A 21,330-nucleotide genomic window follows, 5' to 3' on the forward strand; every position below is an offset into this window, starting at 1 on the left:
TGTCTCGGTGCCGCTCAACCGGCCAGGGGGCTGTCGTAGAGGTCGTAGCTGCGTTCGCCGTGGTAGCGGTCGAGGACCTCGCCGAGCAGCCAGTCCACCTCGTCCCGGCTGCGTTCCGGGACGGGCAGGCCCAGCCGCCGGGCGATCCGGGCGAGCGCGGCCGTCGGCCAGGCCGGGTCGGCCAGGAACGGCGAGCCGCCCCCCAGCTGTTCGCGCCATACGTTCAGAACGGCGGATCCCGCGAGCACCAGGGCGTACCGGTCGGCGAGCGCATAGGCGTGCGGGCTGGCCAGTACGGTGCGGTCCTCGGGCGGCATCTCCGTGCACTCGCCCTGCAGTTCGCGCAGTTCCTCGACGAGCGAGCGGACCAGTTCGATCAGCGCGGCGGCGTCGGTGCCCCCGCTGCCGGTGGCCCGCAGCCAGTCGTACCCGCTCACCAGCGAGGCGGCGAGCGCGTCGCCGTCCGCCGCCAGGGACAGCCGGCTCGTGTCGAGCGGCGGCAGCCCCTCCCAGCTGCGGAACAGCGAGGCCGGGGCGGGTTCGCCCGCGAACCACGACTTGCGTGCCAGCCGCGGCAGTTGCGGGATGATGGTGGCCTGGCAGGCGGCGGTCCCGGCGTGCCCGAGGCTGGTCATCGGCAGGTCCCGTACGTGCTTCTGGAAGATGCCGTACTCGCCGTTGCGTACGTAGAAGTTGGCGCCCAGCACGATCGAGAGGTCGTACGTGGCGTCCTGCAGGAACTTGGGCACCAGGTACTTCACCACCGCGGCGTACACGCTGGTCTGGCCGGGCAGCAGATGGACCGCACGGGTCGCGGCCAGCGCGAGGGAGTCGCAGATCAGCAGATCGGTGAAGGCGCCCGCCACGGTGGACCGGGCGTGCGGGATCTCCAGCACCGACCGGCCGTACAACTGCCGGTCGACGGCGAAGCCCACCACGGTGCGCAGTGCGGTGTCGGCGCCCGCCAGCACCATCGCGGGGATGGCGCTGCGGGTGATCTGGAAGGACCGCAGCGCGATCTCCACACCTTCACCGAGACCGCCGACGAGTGCGTCGCCGGGCAGCGGGCAGTCGCGGAAGTGGAACCCGCCGATCTCGCAGCCCTTCACCCCGACCGTGCGGTAGCGCGGCAGGTGCTCGAACCGGTCGGCGGGCAGCACGCTCTTGTCGACGAGCAGCACGGAGTGGCTGCGGGCGCCGGCCTCCTTCGCGGTGCGGCTGAACAGGACGAGGGCCTCGGCGCGCCCGGCGTTGTTGATCACTTCCTTGCGGCCGTCCAGCCGGAAGCCGGTGCCGTCGGGGAGCGCGGTGAACTCGTTGCGGACGAAGTCGTTGCCGTGCGCGAGCTCGTGGTAGGCGATGGCCAGCCGGCCGCCGCCCATCAGCAGGTCGGCGGTCCAGCGGCGCTGCTCCGGTGTGCCCGCCGCCCACACCGCGACCGCGGCGAGGAACGAGGTCACCCCGTACCCCAGTGCCAGCGAGGCGTCCCGGCGGAAGACCGGGCGCAGCACGCGGGCGAGGGTGTCCACCCGAGCGAGCCGTCCGCCGAGCTCCACGGGCACGAACTCGTGGTTGAGGCCGAAGCCGGTGAGCGCGTCCTCCGCGGAGGGCAGGAGTTCGCTGCGGTCGTCGGCGGCGAGCAGCGCGTCGTGCCCGAAGGGGTTGTCCGGGTCGCGGGGGTCGCCGAGCAGTTGCTCCAGTTCGGTGATCCTGGCCTGGATGGCCACTTCCGCCGGGTCCACCGACCGGAGCCCGGCCGACTGCGCCGGCGCGGCGTCCGGGTCGAGACCCGGCTGCGGGCGGGAGCTGTTGTCCTTCAGCATGATGGCGGTCCCTCGGCTATCGGGCAGGGCAGCAACGAGAAGAGACTGCCGTCCTGGTACTGCTGGGTCAGCTGTGTGTAGAGCCGCTCGAACAGCGGGTCCTCCGCGGCGCCCGCGGGCGGGCGCACCTCCAGGCGGGCCAGCAGCCGGTTCAGTACGGCTTCGAGCCACAGACCGTTCTTCCAGAGTCCGCCGGTCCCGCCCGCCTCCGCCTCCCGGTGGCTGTGCAGCCACAGGCCCAGGCAGGCCGCCCCGGCGAAGCAGAGCCCGTACTTGCGTGCGTCGGTGAAGCTCTCGGGTGACGCGGCCGCCACCGTTTCCATCCGGCGGGCGATCCTGCGGTGCAGCGCGTCCGCCGCGACCCGCAGTTCCGCGGCGCACTGGGCGGCCCCGCCGAGCGCGGGGTCGAGCAGGGCCGCGTCCGCCAGCCGCGTCACGGAGGCGGGGAGGGTGCCCAGGATGCTGCTGCCGTAGCGGGAGAGCAGGGTGAGCCGCTCGGGGTCGAACGGCGGCAGCGGCCGACTCAGGTTGAACAGGGTGCCCAGCCGCGGGCGGTGGTCCAGCGGCCCGAGGTAGTTGCGGGCCAGCGAGCGGAACTGGGCCACCAGCGAGTACTGGTTGACGAGGGTGTTGCCGTCGAAGATCCCGACGATGCGGTGGTCGCGGGCCACCTTCTGGAAGCTGCCGTGCGCGAACTCGCCCGACAGGAACGACCGGGCGCCCAGCAGGGATCCCAGCGAGGCCACCTGACTGTCGATGATGGTCGGGACGAGGTACTTGGCGACGGCGGAGGTGACACTCAGCTCGCTCGGCAGGGCGTGGATGCTGCGGGTCGCGACCGTGCTGAGCGCCTCGCAGACCAGCAGGTCGGCGTAGGCCTCGGCCAGGGTGCGCCGGGTGAGCGGGAGTTCGGTCAGCCGTCGGCCGTAGAGCACCCGCTCACCGGCGAACTCCATGGCCAGTCGCAGCGCGTGGTCGGCGGCGCCGAGCGACAACGACGGGCAGAGCGTGCGGGTGAGTTGCAGCGACTTGAGGAGCAGCTCCGCGCCACCGCCGGCCCCGCCGACCACCGCCTCCGGGCCGACCACGGCGTCCTGGATGACGACACCGCTGATGTCCGCGCCGCGGATGCCGTGGGTGGGCACCTTGGGCAGGCAGCGGTAGGTCTCCTGGGGCAGTTCCTCCTTGTCGAGGAGGAGCAGGGTGAAGCCGCGCGGGCCGCCGACGGGCGACGTACGGGCGAGGAGGCTCAGCAGCCGGCCGCGGGTGGCGTTGTTGATCAGCCACTTCTCGCCGTTGACGCGGTAGCCGGGGCCGACCGGTTCCGCGGTGAGCTCGCCCGCCATGATGTCGCTGCCGTGGGTGCGTTCCGTGAGCCCGAGCGAGACGCGGGCACCGGCCTTGACCAGCGCACCGAGCCGGACCGCCGCCGCGTGGTCGCCGGAGACCCACACCGACACCGAGCCGAGGAAGGTCTTGCCGTGTCCGACGGCGACTGTCAGATCGCGCCGGGCAAGCATCCGGATGAGCTGCTGCAGATCCTCGAAGCCGGTGAGCACCCCGCCGTAGTCGGCGGGCACGTAGTAGTCGGCCAGGCCCCAGACGTCGAGGGCGGCGCACGCCTCGTCGGGGAACTCCTCGGCGTCGTCCAGCCGGACGGCCTCCTGGTAGGAGAAGACGGTGGCCGGGTCGCCCGGATCCCCCAGCTCCCGGTCGAAGCGGGCCGCCAGCTCCCAGGACGGATGGCGCAGTTGCGGGACTGCCGGGGCACCTTCCCCGGCACCGACGCGCCGCAGGACCGTCACCATGGCCGCCGTCCCGACTTGTGGAACGTCGCGCGTACGTTCACAGCAGGTTCCTTTCGGGTCACTCCGGGCGATGCGTCCGAGGATGTGGACCGGCCCTCGAATCCAGCTCAAGGGGGCGTCCACGCCACGGGTTGATGAGAAGAATTCAGCCCGCCGTTACCGGCGGGTGGCCGGTGCCGCCGGGACTTCTGCGTCACGCTGGAGGGAAGGGAACCGCGCGGGACATCCACCGAGGATCCGCGGGCGGCCCGCGGCGGAAAGCCGGCCGCGCCGACCGGGCGGACACGTGGACACGCTGAGGAGGCGTCGCCATGCCCATGCTCGTCATCGAGGGCACGTACCGGATCACCGGAGCCCGTCCCGACGGGGACTCCATCCGCTTCTACCCCACCGATCCGGCCCAGTGGGACCTGGTCGGAGGCGTCCACCAAGTGCAGCGCAACGCGACGGGCGGGGCGCAGCTGCGGCTGGACGCGATCGACGCGCTGGAGACGCACTACATACCGGCGCACGGCCAGGAACTGCACCAGCCGGCTCCCTACGCCGACCAGGCCGCCGCGGAGCTGGTGTCCTGGCTGGGTTACACCGGGGTCACCCGCGACGGGCACGGCACGGTGAGTACGGCGGAGCCCGCGCAGCTGCCCGGCTACCTCCTCACCCGTGGCGCCGACCTGTACGGCCGGTGCGTGGCCCTGGTCGGCAAGGGCGCGGCGCCGGGCGCCAGTGGGACGCGGATCCGGGTCGAGGCCGCGCTGCTGGAGGAGACGGCCAACTTCCACCAGCTCGCGGAGGGGCTGGCCTACCCGACGTACTACCGGAACCTCTACGTGGACCTGCGCCAGGCACTGACGGCCGCGGTGGACGGGGCCAGGTCCAAGGGAGCCGGGCTGTGGTCGCTGGACGTGACCCAGTCGGGGGCGCGGATCGACGGTCTGGAGTCGATCACCTCGGAGGCGGTGATCATGCCGAAGCTGTTCCGGCGGCTGGCCGACTACCTGGCGCTGGGCGCCGGGGACCCGTCACTGGCCGGCTTCGCCGCGTTCCTGGACCAGCGCGGTGACCGTGTGCTGATCGTGTCCCGCGGCCAGTACACCGGCTTCGAGACGGTGGTGGAGGTCTCCGGCCAGACGGTGCGGATGAACCGCCCGCCGGAGGATCTGGTCTTCGACGAGGGCTGAGACGAGGGCTGAGGTGCCCCGGTCCCCTGCCGCGCCCCGCTGCTCTCCGTCAGACGCCCGTCAACCGGGGGATCCGGCCGACCAGCTCGGCCCACTCCATGTCGATCTGTCCCGGTACCATCCGCCCGGCCGACCGCCACTGGTCGGCCAGGGCGGCGTAGACCGGGGCGTCCGAGCCGTGCGGAACCGTTCCGCCCCGGATGAGGCGCCAGGCCGCTCCGTCGTTCGCGCCACCGCTGTCCCAGGTCCGTTCCGTCGCTCCCATGACCGGACCAACGAGGCCCACCCGCTGATCGCCACTGCACCCGGTGACCCCATCACCCGAATGAGTGAAGCCACCGGAATATCCGACCGGCACCCCCCGTTATCCGCACCATGAGCACTGTCGAGCTGACCAAGGACAACTTCGACGAGGTCGTGACCAAGAACGATTTCGTCCTCATCGACTTCTGGGCCGCTTGGTGCGGCCCGTGCCGGATGTTCGCACCGGTCTATGAGAAGGCCGCCGAGGCGAATCCGGACCTGGTCTTCGCGAAGGTCGACACCGAGGCGCAGCCGGAGCTGGCCGCCTCCTTCGACATCCAGTCGATCCCGACGCTGATGATCGTGCGCGACCGCGTCGCCGTCTTCGCGCAGCCCGGCGCCCTGCCGCCCGCGGCGCTGGACGATGTGATCGGCCAGGCACGCGCGCTGGACATGGACGAGGTACGCAAGTCCGTCGAGCAGGCCCAGCAGGGCTCCTGATCCCACGGCCCCCGACCGCCCGCCGCTGACCGCCCCTCCCTATCTGACGGATAGTCAGTTATGGTGCGGCTTGCTGTCCAACGGACGGGAGGCGGCGATGGGGAGCACGGAAACGGCGGGCCGGGCGGGGGCCGCACACACCCCGGACACCGGCTCCGCGGCCGGCACCACGGTCGCGGAGCTGGTGCGCGCGCGGTGGAAGGACCACCGGCCGGGCCTGAAGTACGGCGATCTGGTCCTCACCCATCACGAGACCGCCGCCGGTTCCGCGGCCCGCGCCGCGCTGCTGCGCGATCTGCTGCCGCCCGGGGCGCAGCCGCACGTCGGCGTCCTGCTGGACAACGTCCCGGAGTACCCCCTGTGGCTGGGCGCGGCCGCGCTCGCCGGAGCCACCGTGGTCGGCGTCAACCCGACCCGGCGCGGCCCGGAGCTGGCCCGCGACATCGCCCACACCGAGTGCGCCCTGCTGGTCACCGAACGCGCCCACCTCCCGCTGCTGGACTGCCTCGACCTGGGACCGTCGCTCTCCCGCGACCGCGTCCTCGTCGTCGACGACCCCGCGTACGACGCGCTGCTCGCCCCGTACGCGGGCGCCGAGCCGGAACCCGCGCCGGAGGTCACGCCCGGGACCCGGATGCTGCTGTACTTCACCTCCGGCTCCACCGGCGCCCCCAAAGCGGTGATCTGCTCGCAGGGCCGCCTCGCCCACGCCGGCCGGGCCCTGGTCGACTTCCTGGACGTGGTGCCGGAGGACGTCCACTACATCTGCATGCCGCTGTTCCACGGCAACGCCGTCATGGCCAACTGGGCCCCCGCACTCGCCGGCGGCGCCGCCGTCGCGCTGCGCCGCAAGTTCTCTGCCTCCGGGTTCCTGCCCGACATACGGTCCTACGGGGCCACGTACTTCACCTACGTGGGCCGCGCCGTGCAGTTCCTGCTGGCGACTCCCGAGCGCCCCGACGACCGCGACCACCCGCTGCGGCACGGCTTCGGCACCGAGGCCGGGGCTGTCGACGCCGCCCGCTTCGCGGCCCGCTTCGGCACGCCGCTCATCGAGGGGTACGGCTCCTCCGAGGGCGGCGCCGCCATCCAGCGCTCCCCCGGCACACCGCCCGGCGCCATCGGCCGCGCCGCCTCCGGCGCGGATCTCGCCGTCGTGGACCCCGACACCGGCCGGGAACGCCCGCCCGCCGCCTTCGACGCCGACGGGCGCCTGCTCAACGGCGACGAGGCGATCGGCGAGCTGGTCAACCGCGGCCCGAGCACGTTCGAGGGCTACTGGAAGAACGAGCAGGCCGTCGCCGACCGGCTGCGCGGCAACTGGTACTGGACCGGCGATCTGTTCTTCCGCGATGCCGAGGGCTTCTTCCACTTCGCCGGGCGCAGCGACGACCGGTTGCGGGTGGACAGCGAGAACCTGGCCGCCGCGGTCATCGAGAACATCCTGGCCCGCTTCCCGGACGCGGCCTCGGCGGCGGTCTACGCCGTCCCGGACCCGGTGGCGGGCGACCAGGTCATGGCGACGCTCGCGCTGCACGACGGCGCCGCCTTCGACCCGGCCGCGTTCGCCGCCTTCCTCGCCGCCCAGCCGGATCTGGGGACGAAGATGCCGCCGCGCTTCGTGCGCGTCACCGACCGGATGCCGGTCACCGCCACCAACAAGGTCCACCGTGTCGGCCTGCGCCGCACCGGCTTCCGCTGCGCCGATCCGGTCTGGTGGTCCCCGCCGGACGCGGGCCCCTGCGGCGCGGCGTACCGGCCCTTCACCGCGGCGGACCGGCTGGCGCTGCTCGACCAGTACCGCGCCCAGGACCGCGACGCGCTCCTGGACCGCTGACCGGCGGCATTGCCGGCGGCCCGTTGTCAGTGCCCCGCTCTACGCTCGACCCGTGACCACTCCTCGCCTCTCCGCGCCACGCGTCGCCGTCGCACCCGACCCCGTGGGGTCCGGCGGGCGGCTGCTGCCGCTGGACGAGGAGGGCGTCCCGGCCGGGCCCGCCGAGCGGGTCGGCGATCTCGCCGCGGCCATCGCCGCCCGCGAGACGTCGGACGCACCGCGCTGGGTGTGGGCGGCGACCGAGGACCTGTACCCCCGGCTGCTCGACCGGCTGCCGGTCCGGCCGGCCCGCTGCCATGATCTGAAGCTCGTCGAAACGCTGCTGCTCGGCCGCGACGGCCGGCATGGGCAGCCCCGCTCGCTCGGCGCCGCCTGGGCGCGGCTGAACGATCTGCCGGTCCCCGAGGACGCCCGGGAGGGCGCGGCCGACGACCAGCCGGTGCTCTTCGCAGCCGACCGCCACCACCTGCCGCAGGACGCCGATCCGCTGACGGCCGTCGTCGCCGTCCATGCCGAACAGCAGCGCCGTCTCAAGGAGGGTGAGCACCCGGGCCGGATGCGGCTGCTGTGCGCCGCCGAGTCCGCCGGTTCGCTGGCCGCCGCCGAGATGGGCCGCGGCGGGCTGCCGTGGAGCGCCGCCGTGCACGACGAGTTGCTGACCGGCCTGCTGGGCCCGCGCCCGGCGGGCGGCGCCCGGCCCAAGCTGCTGGGCGAGCTCGCCACCCAGGTCCAGGAAGCGCTCGGCAGCCCGGTCAACCCGGACTCCCCCGCCCAGGTCCTGCCCGCCTTCGCCCGGGTCGGCGTCCAGCTGCCGTCCACCCGCTCGCACGTGCTGCGGGACGTCGAGCACCCGGCGGCGGCTCTGCTGCTGCGCTACAAGGAGCTGTCCAGGATCCATGCCGCCCACGGCTGGGCCTGGCGGGAGACCTGGGTGCGCGGCGGCCGGTTCCGCGCGGAGTACGTCGTCGGCGGCGTGGTCTCCGGCCGCTGGGCCACCCGCGGCGGCGGCGCCCTGCAGATCCCCCGGCTGCTGCGCTCCGCCGTCGTCGCCGACCCCGGCCACCGGTTGGTCGTCGCCGACGCGGGACAGCTGGAACCCCGGGTGCTCGCCGCCATGTCGGCCGACAGGGGCCTGGCCGCCGCGGCTGCCGAGGGCGATCTCTACGCGGGTATCGCGCGCACCGCGTTCGGCGGCGACCGCAGCCGCGCGAAGATCGGCCTGCTGGCCGCCATGTACGGGCAGACCAGCGGCGAGGCGGGACAACTGCTCGCGGTGCTCCGCCGCCGCTTCCCCGACGCCATGGGCCTCGTCGAATCCGCGGCCCGCATCGGCGAGGGCGGCGGCGTGGTCCGCTCCCGGCTGGGCCGGACGTCCCCGACGCCGTCGTCGGACTGGCTGGATTCGGAGGACGGCGACCTGGACTCCGGTTCGGGATCGGGTTCCGGATCGGGTTCCGACGACGGCTCCTCGCCCGACCGGCGGGCCGCCCGCTCCTGGGGGCGCTTCACCCGCAACTTCATCATCCAGGCCAGCGCCTCCGACTGGGCGCTGGCGATGCTCGCCGCCACCCGCCGCCGCCTCGCCGCGATCGGCCCCGAGCCGCAGCTCGTCTTCTTCCAGCACGACGAGATCATCGTGCAGACCCCGACCGACCTCGCGGGCGCCGTCGAGGCCGCTGTCGCCGAGTCGGGCGAGGAGGCCCGCCGGCTGGTCTTCGGCGACACTCCCGTGCGCTTCCCGCTGGAGACGAACGTCGTGGAGTGCTACGCCGACGCCAAGTAGCGCTGCCGCCCGACGACTCCGCCCGTTCCGCCCTTTCCGCTCGGCTACGCGGCTACAGCGGTTGCACCGGCCGGGGCAGGCCGATCGGGTTCGGGAACGGCAGCACCTGGCCGGCCAGGACGCGGTCCACCACCGGGGCCAGATCGCTGAACAGCGCCTGCGCGCGGTCGCCGGACAGCGGGCGCAGCAGGCGGCCGGCCAGCCGGTCGGTGGCGTCCTCTATGGACCGGCGCTCGTCGCGTCCGCGTCCGGTGAGAGCACCGTCCGCTGCGAGCAGTCCGCGTTCGCGCAGCCGGGCACCGGCGTCGGCCCATTCCGTCTCGGTCCAGCCGCGGTCCTGCCGGATGGTATCCGCGGGCACCCGGCCGTCGGCGGCGGCGAGGAGCAGCGCCTCGCAGCCGTCGAGGCCCCGGTCGGCGAGTACGGCCAGGTGCGCGTCACCGCGGAACTCACGCAGTGAGGTGACGAGTTGCCAGAGCCGCTCGACGGGATCGGCGCGGTCGGGGAGGTCCCGGTTGGCGGCGAACACCGGCCGGGCGAGTGCGGGGGCGTCCGCCACCATCGCGCGCAGCGGACCGGTCAGCCGCTCCGCCCGTCGCTCCACTCCGGGATCGAGCGCCCGCAGGGCGGCGGCCGAGCGTTCGGCCCGCAGGTCGAGTGCCTGCTCAGGGGAGGTGATGTCCCAGGACGCGGGCAGCGCGCGGGCGATCGGTCCGGGGGCGAACACACCGAACGCGGCGGTCACCACGGACGGCTGTGCGCGGCCCAGCGGGGCGGACCGGGTGGCGAAGTACCCCATCCAGTAGCCCTTGAGCCCCAGCGAGCGACCCATCTCGCGGCACTGCGCGTCGAAGTAGACCACCGCGTGCAGTGGTTCCGTGCGCAGCCACAAAGTCCGTGCCATCGACTCCATGGCCGAACACGTTACGCCAGCGGTCGGTCAGTTGTCGGACGCGGAGTCGGACTCCGCCGCGCTCGCCGCGGACTCCGCGTCGCCGACGACCTTGTCGAGTTGGGAGATCTGCGACCCGGACGGCGTCGGTGTGGTGGCCGACCCGTCGGCGCTGCCGCCCTTGCCACCGCAGCCGGTGGCGAGCGCGGCACAGAGCAGCGCCGTCGCGGCGACCGCGGCCGCCCGGTGTGTCAGGGTCACTTCGACGTTCCGTTGTTGTTGGCCTGGCACCAGACGAGGACCGCCTTCAGATCCTTCTGGCGCTGCTGCAGCGTCGGCACGAGCGACTTGCGGAAGGTCAGCCGGTCGTTGAGATAGGTCTCGATCTCGGTGTGGCCCGCCGACTTGGCGTTGGCGACGCGCTGGGTGATCCGGGCGATGGAGCCCTTCGTGCCGGCGTTCCCGTTGAGCCGGCCGAGCGCCTTGTCGATGCGGGCGTCGGCCTTGGGCGCGCGCTTGCAGACCCCCTTGGCGCCATCCCCGGTCGGGGGCGCGGACGGCGCGGCGGCCGCGCTTCCCGCGGCTCCGAGCAGCGCGGCGACGGCGGCACACGCGGCGATCGCCGTTCGGGTGGAGCGAGTGGTGCGCATGGTGTCCTCCTCGACGGACCGGGCAGGGTGCCCGGCCGCGGGACGACGCTAGGAGCGGTCTTTGTGGAAACCTTGTGGGGCCGGTTCTGACGCCGTTCCGGTCGCCGGTTCCGCGCTCAACCAGTCTCTGCGCGACGGGAGTCCCGAGCCCGGCCGCCCGGTGACCGTCAGCGGGAGCCGTACCTCGAACCGGGCTCCCCGGGCCCCGCGGCCTTCTCCGGCCGACCGGTCCAGAATCCGGATCGTGCCCCGGTGCAGGGCGATCTGCTGGGCGACGAGCGTGAGACCGAGGCCGGAGCCGGGGCTGTCGGGACCGCGTTGGAACCGCTCGAAGACCCGCTGCCGGGACTCCGGCGGCACGCCGGGCCCGTCGTCGTCCACCGTGAGCACGACGACCGGGCCGGCCGGCTCGCCCGGCCCGCCCTCCTCCCCGGCGCGCAGCGCCACGTCGACGGCGCCGCCCCCGTGCGTCAGCGCGTTCACGATCAGGTTGTCGACCACCGAGCGCAGCCCGGGTTCCCATCCGTGGACCAGGAAGCCGGACCCGCCGCGCACAGTCAGCGCCGTCCCCGGCCGGCTGCCGCGCAGCGCGGCGGCGGAGGACTCCACCACCTCCGCGAGATCGACGGGGCCGAAGGCCTCGGCCTCCACGAGGTCGCCCTGCGCCAGGGCCCGCAACATGACCAGCAGGCCGAGCAGCCGGGCGTGCTCGCGGCTCAGGTCGTCCACGATCTCGGCGCGCTCGGCGGGGTCCAGACCGGGGTGGCCGCCGAGCACGTCGAGGTTGATCCGCATGCTCATCAGCGGTGTGCGGAGCTCGTGCGAGGCCGCGGCGGAGAACGAGCGCGCCGTGGCGAGCGCCTCGGCGGTACGCGCGGCCTGCTCGTCGTAGCGGGACAGGACCGTCCGCAGTGTCAGCGCCAGATCGTCGACCTCCGCGACCCTGGACGGCTCGTGGTCGAGCCGGGCGGTGTTGGTTCCCGGGTCGAGGCCGGCCGCGCGCCGCTGGAGCCGGCGCAGCGGGCGCACCGCGGCGGTGGCGGCGAGCCAGGTGACGGCCGCGGCCAGCGGCGCGCCGAGCAGCGCCACCGTCACCACCCGGCGGCGGACGAGCTGGATCTGTGTCCGGCTCGCGGTGTCCGGCGAGAACAGCCACAGGGTGCCGGTCGCCGCCGGGCGCTTCGAGACCACCGGCACCGACAGCACCCGCCAGCTCCGCTGCCCGTCGCCCACGGTGACGGGCCGGGCGGCTTCGGCGGGCAGCGTGAAGGACGGGCCGGGCTGCGGCCCGCCGGTCACCGTGCCGTCCGGGCCGATGAGCCTGATCCCGACGTCCAGCGCCGCGGTGAACAGCCGTTTCTCCTTGGCCTGCTCGGCGGCGGCCGAACGGTCCGCCGCCGTGACGCGCAGCAGGTTGCGGGCGTCCTGCGCCATCGCCGCCGCCCGCTCCCGCAGATGGGCGTCGGCCTGGGCGTGCAGATCGTTCGTGACCAGCCGCACCAGCAGCCAGCCCGACGCGAGCACCAGCAGCGGAACGAGCACGCCGACGGCGATCGCGATCCGGGTCGACAGTCGCATGGTCATCGCGCGCCCTCGGCCGGGCTGTCGCGCAGCACGAATCCGACGCCGCGCACCGTGTGCACGATTCTCGGCCGGCCGCCGGCCTCCAGTTTGCGGCGCAGATAGCTGACGAACGTGTCGACCGCGTCGGTCCGCACCTCGAAGTCGTAACCCCAGACCCGGTCGAGCAGCTGGTCGCGGGTGAGGACGATCCCCGCGTTGCGCGCCAGGGTCTCCAGCAGCTCGAACTCGCGGCGGGTGAGATGCAGCTCGGCGCCGTCCAGCTGCGCGGTGCGGGCCGCCGGGTCGAGCAGCAGGCCGCCGGCGCGCACGGTGTCCGTATGCCGGGGCGGGCGGCGGCGCAGCAGCGCGTGCAGCCGCAGCACCAGCTCGTCGAGGGCGAACGGCTTGACGAGGTAGTCGTCGCCGCCCGCCTGCAGCCCGGCGACGCGGTCGGCCACCTCGTCCAGCGCCGACAGCATCAGCACCGGTATGTCATTGCCGTCCTCGCGCAGTTTCCGGCACACGTCGATACCGCTGATGTCCGGCATGGAGATGTCCAGCACCACCACGTCCGGCGGGTCGTCGCGCAGCCCGGCGAGGGCTGCCCGGCCGCCGTCCGCCTCGGTGACGCGGAAGCCGTCCAGGCGCAGCCCGCGGCCGAGCGAACGGCGGATCGCCGCGTCGTCGTCGACGACGAGAACCCGCCCCCGACCTGCTGAATCGACCCGTGGTTCCACCATGGGGACGCACGATACTCCGGCGTTCCCACCGATCGGCCGCGGCCGGCCCCGGCTCAGAGCACGCGGCGCCGCATCAGTGCGGCCAGCACCAGGACGCCGGGGATCAGTGGCAGCCAGACGGTCACCAGCCGGTAGCCGAGGACGGCCGAGGTGGCCATGACGGCCGAGGCGCCCGCGGTCACCAGGGTGAAGGCCAGGGCGGCGTCGAGCGAGCCGAGGCCGCCGGGGGCGGGCAGCCAGGCCGCGGCGGTGCTCGCGAAGAGGTACGCGAGGACGACTCCGCTGACCGGCACGGGAGCGTTCAGCGCCTGGATCACCGCCACCAGCACGGTGGCGTGCATCACGGGGAAGGCCAGCGATCCGCCCCACAGGGCCGCGACCCGCGCCGACTTGCAGTGCAGGGCCCGCACATCGACCGCCATGGTGCCGAAGAAGGTGCGCACGCGGGCGCGGACCCGGCGGGCGAGGAGCAGCGTCAGCGCGACGGCCAGGGCGCAGCCGGCCACCACCGCCACGATGACGAGCGGGTGGGCGGGGCCGCGCGGAGCGACCCGGTCGACCTTGAGAGCGTGCGGGAAGAGGGCGAGCAGTATCAGGAGCATGCCGACCCGTACCACCGCGGCGGCCACGGCGCGCACGCCGAGCGCGGCGGCCGAGCGGCCCGGCGGCAGCCCGCGGCGCAGCAGGAACCGCAGGTTGACGGCATTGCCGCCGACTCCCGCCGGCAGCAGATGGTTGGCGGCGGACGCGGCGAACTGGGTGGCGAGCAGCCGTCCGGGCGGCAGCGACTCCACCACCGCGCCCTGCTGGGCGGTGGCCGAACAGATCCAGGTCATGACGGCAGCGGCGGCCGCGACGGCCAGCCACTGGCGGTCGGCGGCGCCGAGCTGGTCGGCGCTGGAGTCGATCAGCGACCACCGGCGGCCGGCGAGCACCGCGATGGCGAGTACGGGGATCAGGACGGCCATGGAGCGTACCGAGGTCCGCTGCCACCCGCCCTGCCACTTGACCCGTTCGGCCTGGGCAAGCGTCATGGCCCCTCCTCGGTACAGGTGGTCTCGATACGGCGACAATGCGGTTACGGCGATGCGACGGTCCGCTCAGCGTAAGCGCGTCGCGGCACCCGGTCTCCCGCACGACCACCTGCCGGACGGGTGTGCGCGTTCCCGCCACTGCGTCAATTCATGCCCCGCACACGGAAAGAGCGGGGGTCCGCGGGTCGAACACTCCGTGAAGGAGTACTCCCGCTCCCACCGCCCAAAGGGGTGACGCACCCGCGGAAACACGAAGCCGGGCGGGGCCCCCTGCTCCCCGCCCGGCGGTCTGCGACCGGTGGCCTCACGGCCCCGGCCCGGATCGTGTTACTTCAGCTCGATCTGGAAGACCTTGTCCGAGCCGTCGGCGGCGTTGCCGTTGTTGTCGCAGTTGGTCGTGGAGAGCCACAGCACGCTCTTGCCGGGGATCTTCTCGACGGTCCGCAGCCGGCCGTACTGGTTGACGTAGTACGCGGCCGGGGTGCCCGCGGTGGTCCCGCTGACCGGGATGCGCCACAGCCGCTGGCCCTTCAGCGCCGCCATGTAGATGGCGCCGTCGGAGTAGGCGATGTCACTGGGTGACGCCTGGGCGACCGACCACTGGGCCTTGGGGTTGGTCATGCCGGACGTGGAGCACTTGCCCTCGCAGGTGGGCCAGCCGTAGTTGGCGCCCGGGGTGATCAGATTCAGCTCGTCGTACTTGGAATTGCCGAACTCGGCCTCCCACAGGCGGCCCTGCGGGTCCCAGGTGATGCCCTGCGGGTTGCGGTGGCCGTAGGAGTAGATGAGGGTCCCGAACGGGTTGCCGGGGGCGGCCTTGCCCGCCGTGGTCATCCGCAGGATCTTGCCGTTGAGGGAGTTCTTGTCCTGCGCGAGGTCCGGGGTCTGGGCCTCGCCCGTGGTGGCGTAGAGGTACCCGTCGGGGCCGAACTTGAGGCGCCCGCCGTTGTGGTACTTGCTCTTCTTGATGCCGCCGACCAGCTGCGTGTAGCCGTTCAGCGTCGAGCCGTCGTAGGTCATCCGGACGATCCGGTTGCCCTCCGAGGCGGTGTGCATGATGTAGACGTAGTGGTCGCTGCTCCAGTTGGGCGAGACCGCGATTCCGAGCAGGCCGCCTTCGCCGTCGGTGGTGACCGCGTTCGGCACGGTGCCGATCTGGGTCCTCGCACCTGCCTGGGTGAGCTTGAAGACCTTGAACGAGTCGCGCTCGGTGATGAGCGCGGAGCCGTCGGGCAGCCAGCTCATGCCCCAGGGGATCGTCCAGCCGGTGGAGACGGTCTTGATGCTGGAGGGGGTCTTGTCGCTGCCGCTGTCGGGCAGGGTCTTCGCCGTGACCTGGTTGCTGGCCGGCGAGACGTTGCCCGCCGCGTCCTTGGCCTTGACGGTGAAGGTGTACGAGGTGTCGGCCGCGAGTCCGGTGACCGTGGCGGTGGTGCCGGTGACGTCGGGGAGGATGACGTCCGTGCCGTTGTAGATGTCGTAGCCGGTCACCCCCGTGTCGTCGGTCGCGGCCGACCACTTGAGGGAGGCGCTGCCGGAGGTCGTCCCGGTGACGGCGAGTCCGGTGGGCGCGGTGGGCGGCTTCGTGTCGGAGCTGGGCGGCGTGCTGACGGTGGCCAGGTTGCTGGCCGGCGAGACATTGCCCGCTGCGTCACGTGCGAAGACGGTGAAGCGGTAGGCAGTGTTGGGGGTCAGCCCGGTGACGTTCTTGGTGGTGGCGCTGCCGGCCGCCTCCGCGATCTTGTTGCCGTCGTTGTAGATGTCGTACGCGGTGACGGCCGTGTCGTCCGTCGAGGCGTTCCAGGCGAGCGCGACGCTGTTCGACGTCGAGCCGGTGGAGTGCAGGTTGCCCGGGATGGTGGGGGGCTGGGTGTCGGCGCTGCCGCCACCGAAGACCTGGAACTCCTGCAGCGAGTAGCCCATGGTGGGGCGGCAGCGCGCGGAGCCGGTGGTCCTGACGTAGCGGGCGGTTCCGGTGACCGCGAGGTCGTCGGTGCCGCCGTCGCCCGTCGTGGTGGAGTAGACGCTCTTCCAGGTACTGCCGTCCGTCGAGAACTCGACCTTGTACGAGGTGGCGCACGACAGGTCCCAGATCAGCTTGACCGAGCTGATGGTGGCCGCTGTGCCCAGATCGACCTTGATCCACTGCGGGTCGACGTTTCTGACGCTGGCCCAGCGGGTCGCGGTGTCGCCGTCGAAGGCGAGCTTCGCGGCGTATCCGGTGCCACCGTCGGACGACGAGGTGGCCGGCTTGCCCTGACTGAGCAGCACGGGAGCGGCACTGCCCGGGCCGGCGACGGCCACCAGCAGTCCGGCGGCGGTGGCCGTGACCGCTGCGGCGGCGATCAGGGCTTTCGGGGTGAAGCGGCGAGGGGTGGGGGGCCTCGGCATTGCGCGTCCTCCTACGGATTCCGTGCTCGGCCCAGCACTTGATCAAGACATGACAAACCATTGGACGAACTGCGGCGGATGGGCCGAACCTCTACCGCAATGGACGGTAAAGAAACCTTCCAATTGCGTCAATAGATCGGACCAGTTGGGCCCGGTTGTTCGACGAACCGAGGGGAGTTCGTTACGCGTGAGGACAGCCTTGACGACACATCCGACCTTCAGGGAGAGCGCTCCCCAGCCGGCCGGGTGGGCCGGCTGGACGAACGCGCTACGCCGGCTGCGGGAGTTCCGCCGCGAAGAGCTCCTGGACGCGGATCCAGGCGTCGTCCGCGGCCTCCTTGCGGTACGAGTCCCGGACGTCGCAGAAGAAGCCGTGCGGGATCCCGGGGTAGACGGTGATCTCGTGCCGTACGCCGGACTCCGCCAGCCGGGCGGCGATCGCGGCGCGGTCCGCGGCGGGGACGGCGTGGTCCTCGTCGCCGACGAAGAAGGCCAGCCGGCCGCCGTGCTCGGCGATGCCCCCGGTGAGTTCGAGGGTGGGCTCCGGCCGGCCGAGTCCGATGTCGGTGCTGCCGAGCCAGCCTGCGTAGAAGACCGCGGTCGCGGCCAGATCGAACCGGGTGGCGGCCAGATAGGCGACGTGGCCGCCGAAGCTGAAGCCGATCATGCCGACGGACGGAGCGCCGTGCGCACCCCGCAGGAGGTCCACGGCGGCGCGGACGTCCTCGATGGCCTCCTCGCGGGTGAGCCCGCCGCTGAGATCGAGGCCCTTGCGGCGGCCGTCGGGGTCGTCGGTGAAATCGATGCCCGTTCCACTCCGGTGGTAGAAGTCCGGAACGATGACGGTGTAGCCGAGACGGGCGATCCGCTCCGCGACGTCACGGATGTGCGCGGTCAGCCCGAAGATCTCGAAGGCGACGACCACGCCCGGGTAACTGCCGGGGGCCTGCGGCCTGACCAGGTGGGCGGCCATGGAGCCCTCACCGGTCGGGATGGTGATGTTTTCCTTGACGATCTCAAAGGCCATGATCCAATCCTAGAACGGCCACTCGAGCCCCGACCAATAGCCGCAGTCGCAGCGGGACATCGGATATCCGATCCCAGCGGGCCACGTCACCAGCCGGTGAACGCCTCGTAGGCCGGCCCCAGAACCTCGGCCAGGTTGCGGCCGCGAACGGTGATCCCCGGCCGGCCGAGCAGGAGCAGCGCGGAGTCCGCGGGCTCGCGCCGCGGTACGGCCGGCGGCAGCTCCTGCAGCAACTCCTCGCGGGTGCGCCCCCGCCAGGTCAGGACGAGATACGGATCGGCGTCGAACGCGTCGGCCAGACTCCGCAGTACCGCGCTGAGATGGGCACAGGGCAGCGCCCAGTCGGGGCACGAGCACTCCATCACGAGATCCTGGGTCCGCGCGGGGAAGAGCCGGAGACCGGCCCTGGCGAACAGGTCCTCCGCGTCGGGGGCCAGTTCGTTGTCGAGCAGCCGCGCGCGACAGTCGGGATCGCCGGCGACGGCCCGAACGGCGCGGGTCCACTGCGCCGGAGTGAACTCCGCCAGCCCGATCCGCACCTCGTACCGCGCCTGCCGCTCCCTGACCCGGGCCGTGACGGCGCCGGCCTCCACCGTGAGCCCGGTCACCCCCGCGGCGGGCGGGCCCGACGGTACGGTCGTGCCGATGGCCTCCAGCCGGTCGGCGAACCGCTGGGACCACGAACGTGCCCTCCCGGGCATCCCGGGCCGCCGCGTCATTCGCTCACCGCGTCGGCGCCGAGGCCGACCAGGTCGTACAGCGCGTCGGTCGACAGCTCCGTCAGCCAGTTCTCGCCCGTGCCGACCGCGGCTGTCGCCAGGGTCCGCTTCGCCTCGATCATGGCGTCGATGCGTTCCTCCACGGTGCCCACGCACACGAACTTGCGGACCTGGACGTTACGCCGCTGGCCGATCCGGAACGCCCGGTCGGTGGCCTGCTCCTCGACCGCCGGGTTCCACCAGCGGTCGACATGGATGACCTGGTTGGCGGCGGTCAGATTCAGGCCGGTGCCGCCGGCCTTGAGGGAGAGCAGGAACACCGAGGGGCCGTCCGGATCCTGGAAGCGTTCGATCATCTCGTCGCGGGCGCGCTGGGGCACCGCACCGTGCAGGAACAGGACGTCGGTGTCCAGCCGCTCGGCCAGATGCCCCTGCAGCAGGGACCCGAACTCGGCGAACTGGGTGAAGCACAGCGTCTTGTCGCCCTCGGCGAGCGCCTCCTCGAGCGTCTCCTCCAGCCGGGCCACCTTGCCGGAACGCCCCGCCAACGGCGAGCCGTCGTGCGCGAACTGCGCGGGGTGGTTGCACACCTGCTTCAGCTTGCTGAGCGACGCCAGCACCAGGCCCTTGCGCTCGATGCCGCGGCTCTCCTTGATCTGCTCCAGCAGGTCGGTCACGACCGCCTGGTATAGGGCCGCCTGTTCGGCGGTGAGATTGCACAGCACCGTCATCTCCTGCTTGGCGGGCAGCTCCCGCGAGATGGCCGGATCGCTCTTGAGCCGCCGCAGGACGAACGGCCGGGTGCGCTGCCGCAGCGCCAGCGCGGCTTCTTCGCTGCCGTCGCGCTCGATGGGGACGGCGTACCGCTCCTTGAAACGGATCGCCGAACCGAACAGTCCGGGGTTGGCGAAGTCCAGGATGGCGTGCAGTTCGGCCAGCCGGTTCTCCACCGGAGTGCCGGTGAGCGCGATGCGGTGGTCGGCGGTCAGCTCGCGGACCGCCCGGTACTGGCGGGTGGCGGAGTTCTTGATGTGCTGCGCCTCGTCGATGATGACGCGCCGCCAGCCGGTCTGCGCGAGCGCCTCGGTGTCGCGCTGCACGAGCCCGTACGTGGTGATCACCAGATCGGCGCCGGCGACCGCTTCCCGCAGCTCGGCGCCGGACAGCCGGCCGGCCCCGTGGTGGACGTATACCCGCAGCATCGGGGCGAACTTCGCGGTCTCCCGGCGCCAGTTGCCGACCAGCGACATCGGGCAGACCAGCAGCGTCGGCCGGATCTCCGCCGTGCGGTCCGGGTGCTCGGCGCGGTCCGGGTGCTCAGCGCGCTGCGCTTGCTCTGCGCGCTCCGCGTGCTCCACCGCGAGCAGGGCCAGCGCCTGGGCGGTCTTGCCGAGGCCCATGTCGTCGGCGAGGACGGCGCCGAGCCCCAGGTCCGACAGGAACTTGAGCCAGGCCAGGCCCCGTTCCTGGTACGGGCGCAGCGTCGCGCCGAATCCGGCGGGCACCGGGACCGGGCGCAGCCGCTGCTCGGCGCGGCCGGAGAGGAGTTCGCCGAGCCGGCCGTCGGCACTGACGGAGGCGACCGGCAGGCCGCCCGCCGTCGCGTCCGGGTCGAGCGCGATCCGCAGGATCCGCCCGGAGTCCGTCGCACCGCTGCCGTCTCGTTCCAGGAAGGCGAGAGCGGCGGCGATCGTGTCCGGGTCGACCTCGGTCCACTGGCCCCGGATCCGTACCAGCGGCTGCTTGGCGGCGGCCAGCTCGGCGAGTTCGGCGGGGGTCAGCGGCTGGTCGCCGAGCGCGGCCTGCCAGCGGAACGCGACGATGGCGTCCTGGTCGGCCAGGCTGCCGATGTCCACGGCGCCGGGCTGCGGGGTGCGCACGGTCAGGGCCATGCCGAGTTTCTGGGGGCGCTGCCACCAGGTGGGGAGCAGGACGCCGAAGCCAGCGTCGGCCAGGGCGGGCGCGGCGTCCCGGAGGAAGCCGAGAGCGCCGGCCCGGTCCAGCCGCAGCCCGGCGGGCCGGTTGCCGCGCAGCGCGCGCTGCACCTCGGGGTAGGCGCGGCCGGCCCGGTCGAGGCCGGCCAGCAGCGCCTCCTGGGGGCGGGCGGTCTTGCGTTCCAGGGCGCTGAGGGCGGGGCCTTCGGTCCAGACGTCTTCGGCGTGGACCATGAGCGACGGCTCGTCGGCCGCCTGGAGCAGGAAGTCCAGCCGCCAGTTGTCGTCGGAGGGGTGGCCGCGCGGGTCGGCGGGGTCGGGGCCCACCGGTTCGACGAGCCGGAAGCAGACCCGCAGCGGGCCGTGGACGGGCGGCTCGGAACGGTGCCAGGCCGTGAGCCGGTCCTCCAGTTCGGCCAGCTCGGCGGGGTCGGCGCCCTCGACGCGGCCGGTCGGCGAGGTCAGGGCCCGCAGCCACAGCTCGGTGGCCGTGGTGGCGGGGCGCCGGCCGCGCGCGGTGCTCAGCAGCTCGGGTTCGTCGTCGAGGACCGCGCGGGCCTCGCGGTCGGTGAGGACGTCGAGCAGGTCGGTGAGGACGTTGGCGGCGGCGCGGCCGTCGGGCCGGCCGTCGTGGTGCTCGGCGCGGCACTCCTGCGGCGCGGTGGCGGCGAGCTCTCCGGCCTCCTTCCAGCCGCGCTCGTCGCGGACCGGGCGCCAGCGGGCGTACGGCGCTCCGGCCTCGCTGACCAGCACGGGCAGCAGCCTGCCCCGTCCCACCGTGCGCCAGGCCAGGTCGTGGGCGGCGATCAGCCAGCGCAGCGACGCACCGTAGGGCGCCTCGGGCAGTCCCGCGGCGGAGAGCTCGCCCAGCAGCAGTGCGGTGTCCGCGGGGTCGAAGAGCAGGGACGTGACGGTCCACGGTGCGGTGGGAACGCCCCTGGCGGCGGTGGGGCCGCCGAGTTCCGGCGAGGGCAGCGGTGCGCCGTCGCGGGTGGGGAGCAGCAGGCCGGTCAGGCCCTCGCGGGCCCGGCCCGCGAGCCAGCCGAGCGCGGATCCGCCGTCGCCGAGCAGCTCGGCGACGGCGGATCCGGGGACGGCATACGGGTGACCGGGCGCGGGGACGGGCGGCTGCCGGGAGTCCTCGGCCCACAGGGCGAGCCGCTGATCCGCTCTCCACAGGGCGTGCAGAGCGAACACGGTGCGGCCT

17 protein-coding genes are annotated in these 21,330 nt (G+C 73.1%); 4 read left to right on the top strand and 13 right to left on the bottom strand.

The genetic code is table 11. The features are described from left to right. Nucleotides 1-14: 14 nt before the first annotated feature. Together AC07DC_RS03070 and AC07DC_RS03075 are read right to left on the bottom strand one after the other, a co-directional pair. Nucleotides 15-1,823 carry an acyl-CoA dehydrogenase gene (locus AC07DC_RS03070; RefSeq protein WP_478911272.1) on the bottom strand — a complete coding sequence of 603 codons (1,809 nt, stop codon included), beginning with the start codon at nt 1,821-1,823 and terminating at the stop codon, nt 15-17. Beyond that, nucleotides 1,817-3,631: an acyl-CoA dehydrogenase family protein gene (locus AC07DC_RS03075; RefSeq protein WP_478911274.1), complete on the bottom strand. Its 1,815-nt coding sequence runs from the start codon at nt 3,629-3,631 to the stop codon at nt 1,817-1,819. Before AC07DC_RS03075 ends, AC07DC_RS03070 begins: the two co-directional genes overlap by 7 nt. Nucleotides 3,632-3,942: 311 nt before the next feature. Between AC07DC_RS03075 and AC07DC_RS03080 the strand changes: the two genes are divergently transcribed. After that, nucleotides 3,943-4,809 carry a nuclease gene (locus tag AC07DC_RS03080; protein WP_478911276.1) on the top strand — a complete coding sequence of 289 codons (867 nt, stop codon included), beginning with the start codon at nt 3,943-3,945 and terminating at the stop codon, nt 4,807-4,809. A 49-nt stretch (nt 4,810-4,858) separates the two neighbouring features. On the opposite strand, the gene AC07DC_RS03085 is transcribed toward AC07DC_RS03080, so the two are convergent. Continuing rightward, complete coding sequence (locus AC07DC_RS03085) at nt 4,859-5,074, bottom strand: hypothetical protein (RefSeq protein ID WP_478911278.1); 216 nt, start codon at nt 5,072-5,074, stop codon at nt 4,859-4,861. Nucleotides 5,075-5,184: 110 nt separating this feature from the next. On the opposite strand from AC07DC_RS03085, the gene trxA reads away from it, so the two are divergent. The 3 genes from trxA to AC07DC_RS03100 all read left to right on the top strand — a co-directional run bounded on the left by trxA (nt 5,185) and on the right by AC07DC_RS03100 (nt 9,173). After that, the gene (gene trxA, locus AC07DC_RS03090; RefSeq protein WP_478911279.1) at nt 5,185-5,553 is read left to right on the top strand and encodes a thioredoxin; all 369 of its coding nucleotides are present in this window, start codon (nt 5,185-5,187) and stop codon (nt 5,551-5,553) included. Between the two features lie 97 nt (nt 5,554-5,650). Then, a complete protein-coding gene (locus AC07DC_RS03095; RefSeq protein ID WP_478911281.1) occupies nt 5,651-7,390 on the top strand; it encodes an AMP-binding protein in 1,740 nt (579 codons plus the stop codon). A gap of 52 nt (nt 7,391-7,442) precedes the next feature. Further along, the gene (locus AC07DC_RS03100; protein WP_478911283.1) at nt 7,443-9,173 is read left to right on the top strand and encodes a bifunctional 3'-5' exonuclease/DNA polymerase; all 1,731 of its coding nucleotides are present in this window, start codon (nt 7,443-7,445) and stop codon (nt 9,171-9,173) included. A 52-nt stretch (nt 9,174-9,225) separates the two neighbouring features. On the opposite strand, the gene AC07DC_RS03105 is transcribed toward AC07DC_RS03100, so the two are convergent. From AC07DC_RS03105 to AC07DC_RS03150, 10 genes are all read right to left on the bottom strand, one after another. Beyond that, nucleotides 9,226-10,077 carry an SCO6745 family protein gene (locus AC07DC_RS03105; protein WP_478911284.1) on the bottom strand — a complete coding sequence of 284 codons (852 nt, stop codon included), beginning with the start codon at nt 10,075-10,077 and terminating at the stop codon, nt 9,226-9,228. A gap of 36 nt (nt 10,078-10,113) precedes the next feature. Next, nucleotides 10,114-10,326, bottom strand: a complete 213-nt coding sequence (locus AC07DC_RS03110) for a hypothetical protein (RefSeq protein WP_478911286.1) — start codon at nt 10,324-10,326, stop codon at nt 10,114-10,116. Further along, nucleotides 10,323-10,715, bottom strand: a complete 393-nt coding sequence (locus AC07DC_RS03115) for a hypothetical protein (protein ID WP_478911288.1) — start codon at nt 10,713-10,715, stop codon at nt 10,323-10,325. Before AC07DC_RS03115 ends, AC07DC_RS03110 begins: the two co-directional genes overlap by 4 nt. 48 nt (nt 10,716-10,763) lie before the next feature. Beyond that, nucleotides 10,764-12,293: a sensor histidine kinase gene (locus tag AC07DC_RS03120; RefSeq protein WP_478912581.1), complete on the bottom strand. Its 1,530-nt coding sequence runs from the start codon at nt 12,291-12,293 to the stop codon at nt 10,764-10,766. 2 nt (nt 12,294-12,295) lie between these two features. Further along, nucleotides 12,296-13,018, bottom strand: coding sequence for a response regulator transcription factor (locus AC07DC_RS03125; protein WP_478911290.1), 723 nt, complete (start codon nt 13,016-13,018; stop codon nt 12,296-12,298). 53 nt (nt 13,019-13,071) lie between these two features. Further along, nucleotides 13,072-14,052 (bottom strand): lysylphosphatidylglycerol synthase transmembrane domain-containing protein, encoded by a 981-nt coding sequence (locus tag AC07DC_RS03130; RefSeq protein WP_478911291.1) that lies wholly within the window; start codon nt 14,050-14,052, stop codon nt 13,072-13,074. A gap of 327 nt (nt 14,053-14,379) precedes the next feature. Further along, the gene (locus tag AC07DC_RS03135; protein ID WP_478911293.1) at nt 14,380-16,443 is read right to left on the bottom strand and encodes a PQQ-dependent sugar dehydrogenase; all 2,064 of its coding nucleotides are present in this window, start codon (nt 16,441-16,443) and stop codon (nt 14,380-14,382) included. Between the two features lie 268 nt (nt 16,444-16,711). Next, the gene (locus AC07DC_RS03140; RefSeq protein WP_478911295.1) at nt 16,712-17,470 is read right to left on the bottom strand and encodes a dienelactone hydrolase family protein; all 759 of its coding nucleotides are present in this window, start codon (nt 17,468-17,470) and stop codon (nt 16,712-16,714) included. 86 nt (nt 17,471-17,556) lie between these two features. After that, nucleotides 17,557-18,171, bottom strand: coding sequence for an SWIM zinc finger family protein (locus tag AC07DC_RS03145; protein WP_478911297.1), 615 nt, complete (start codon nt 18,169-18,171; stop codon nt 17,557-17,559). Between the two features lie 14 nt (nt 18,172-18,185). Beyond that, nucleotides 18,186-21,320 (bottom strand): SNF2-related protein, encoded by a 3,135-nt coding sequence (locus AC07DC_RS03150; RefSeq protein WP_478911298.1) that lies wholly within the window; start codon nt 21,318-21,320, stop codon nt 18,186-18,188. Nucleotides 21,321-21,330: the final 10 nt, after the last annotated feature.

The sequence above is a fragment of the Streptomyces sp. NPDC045021 genome, assembly GCF_056432645.1.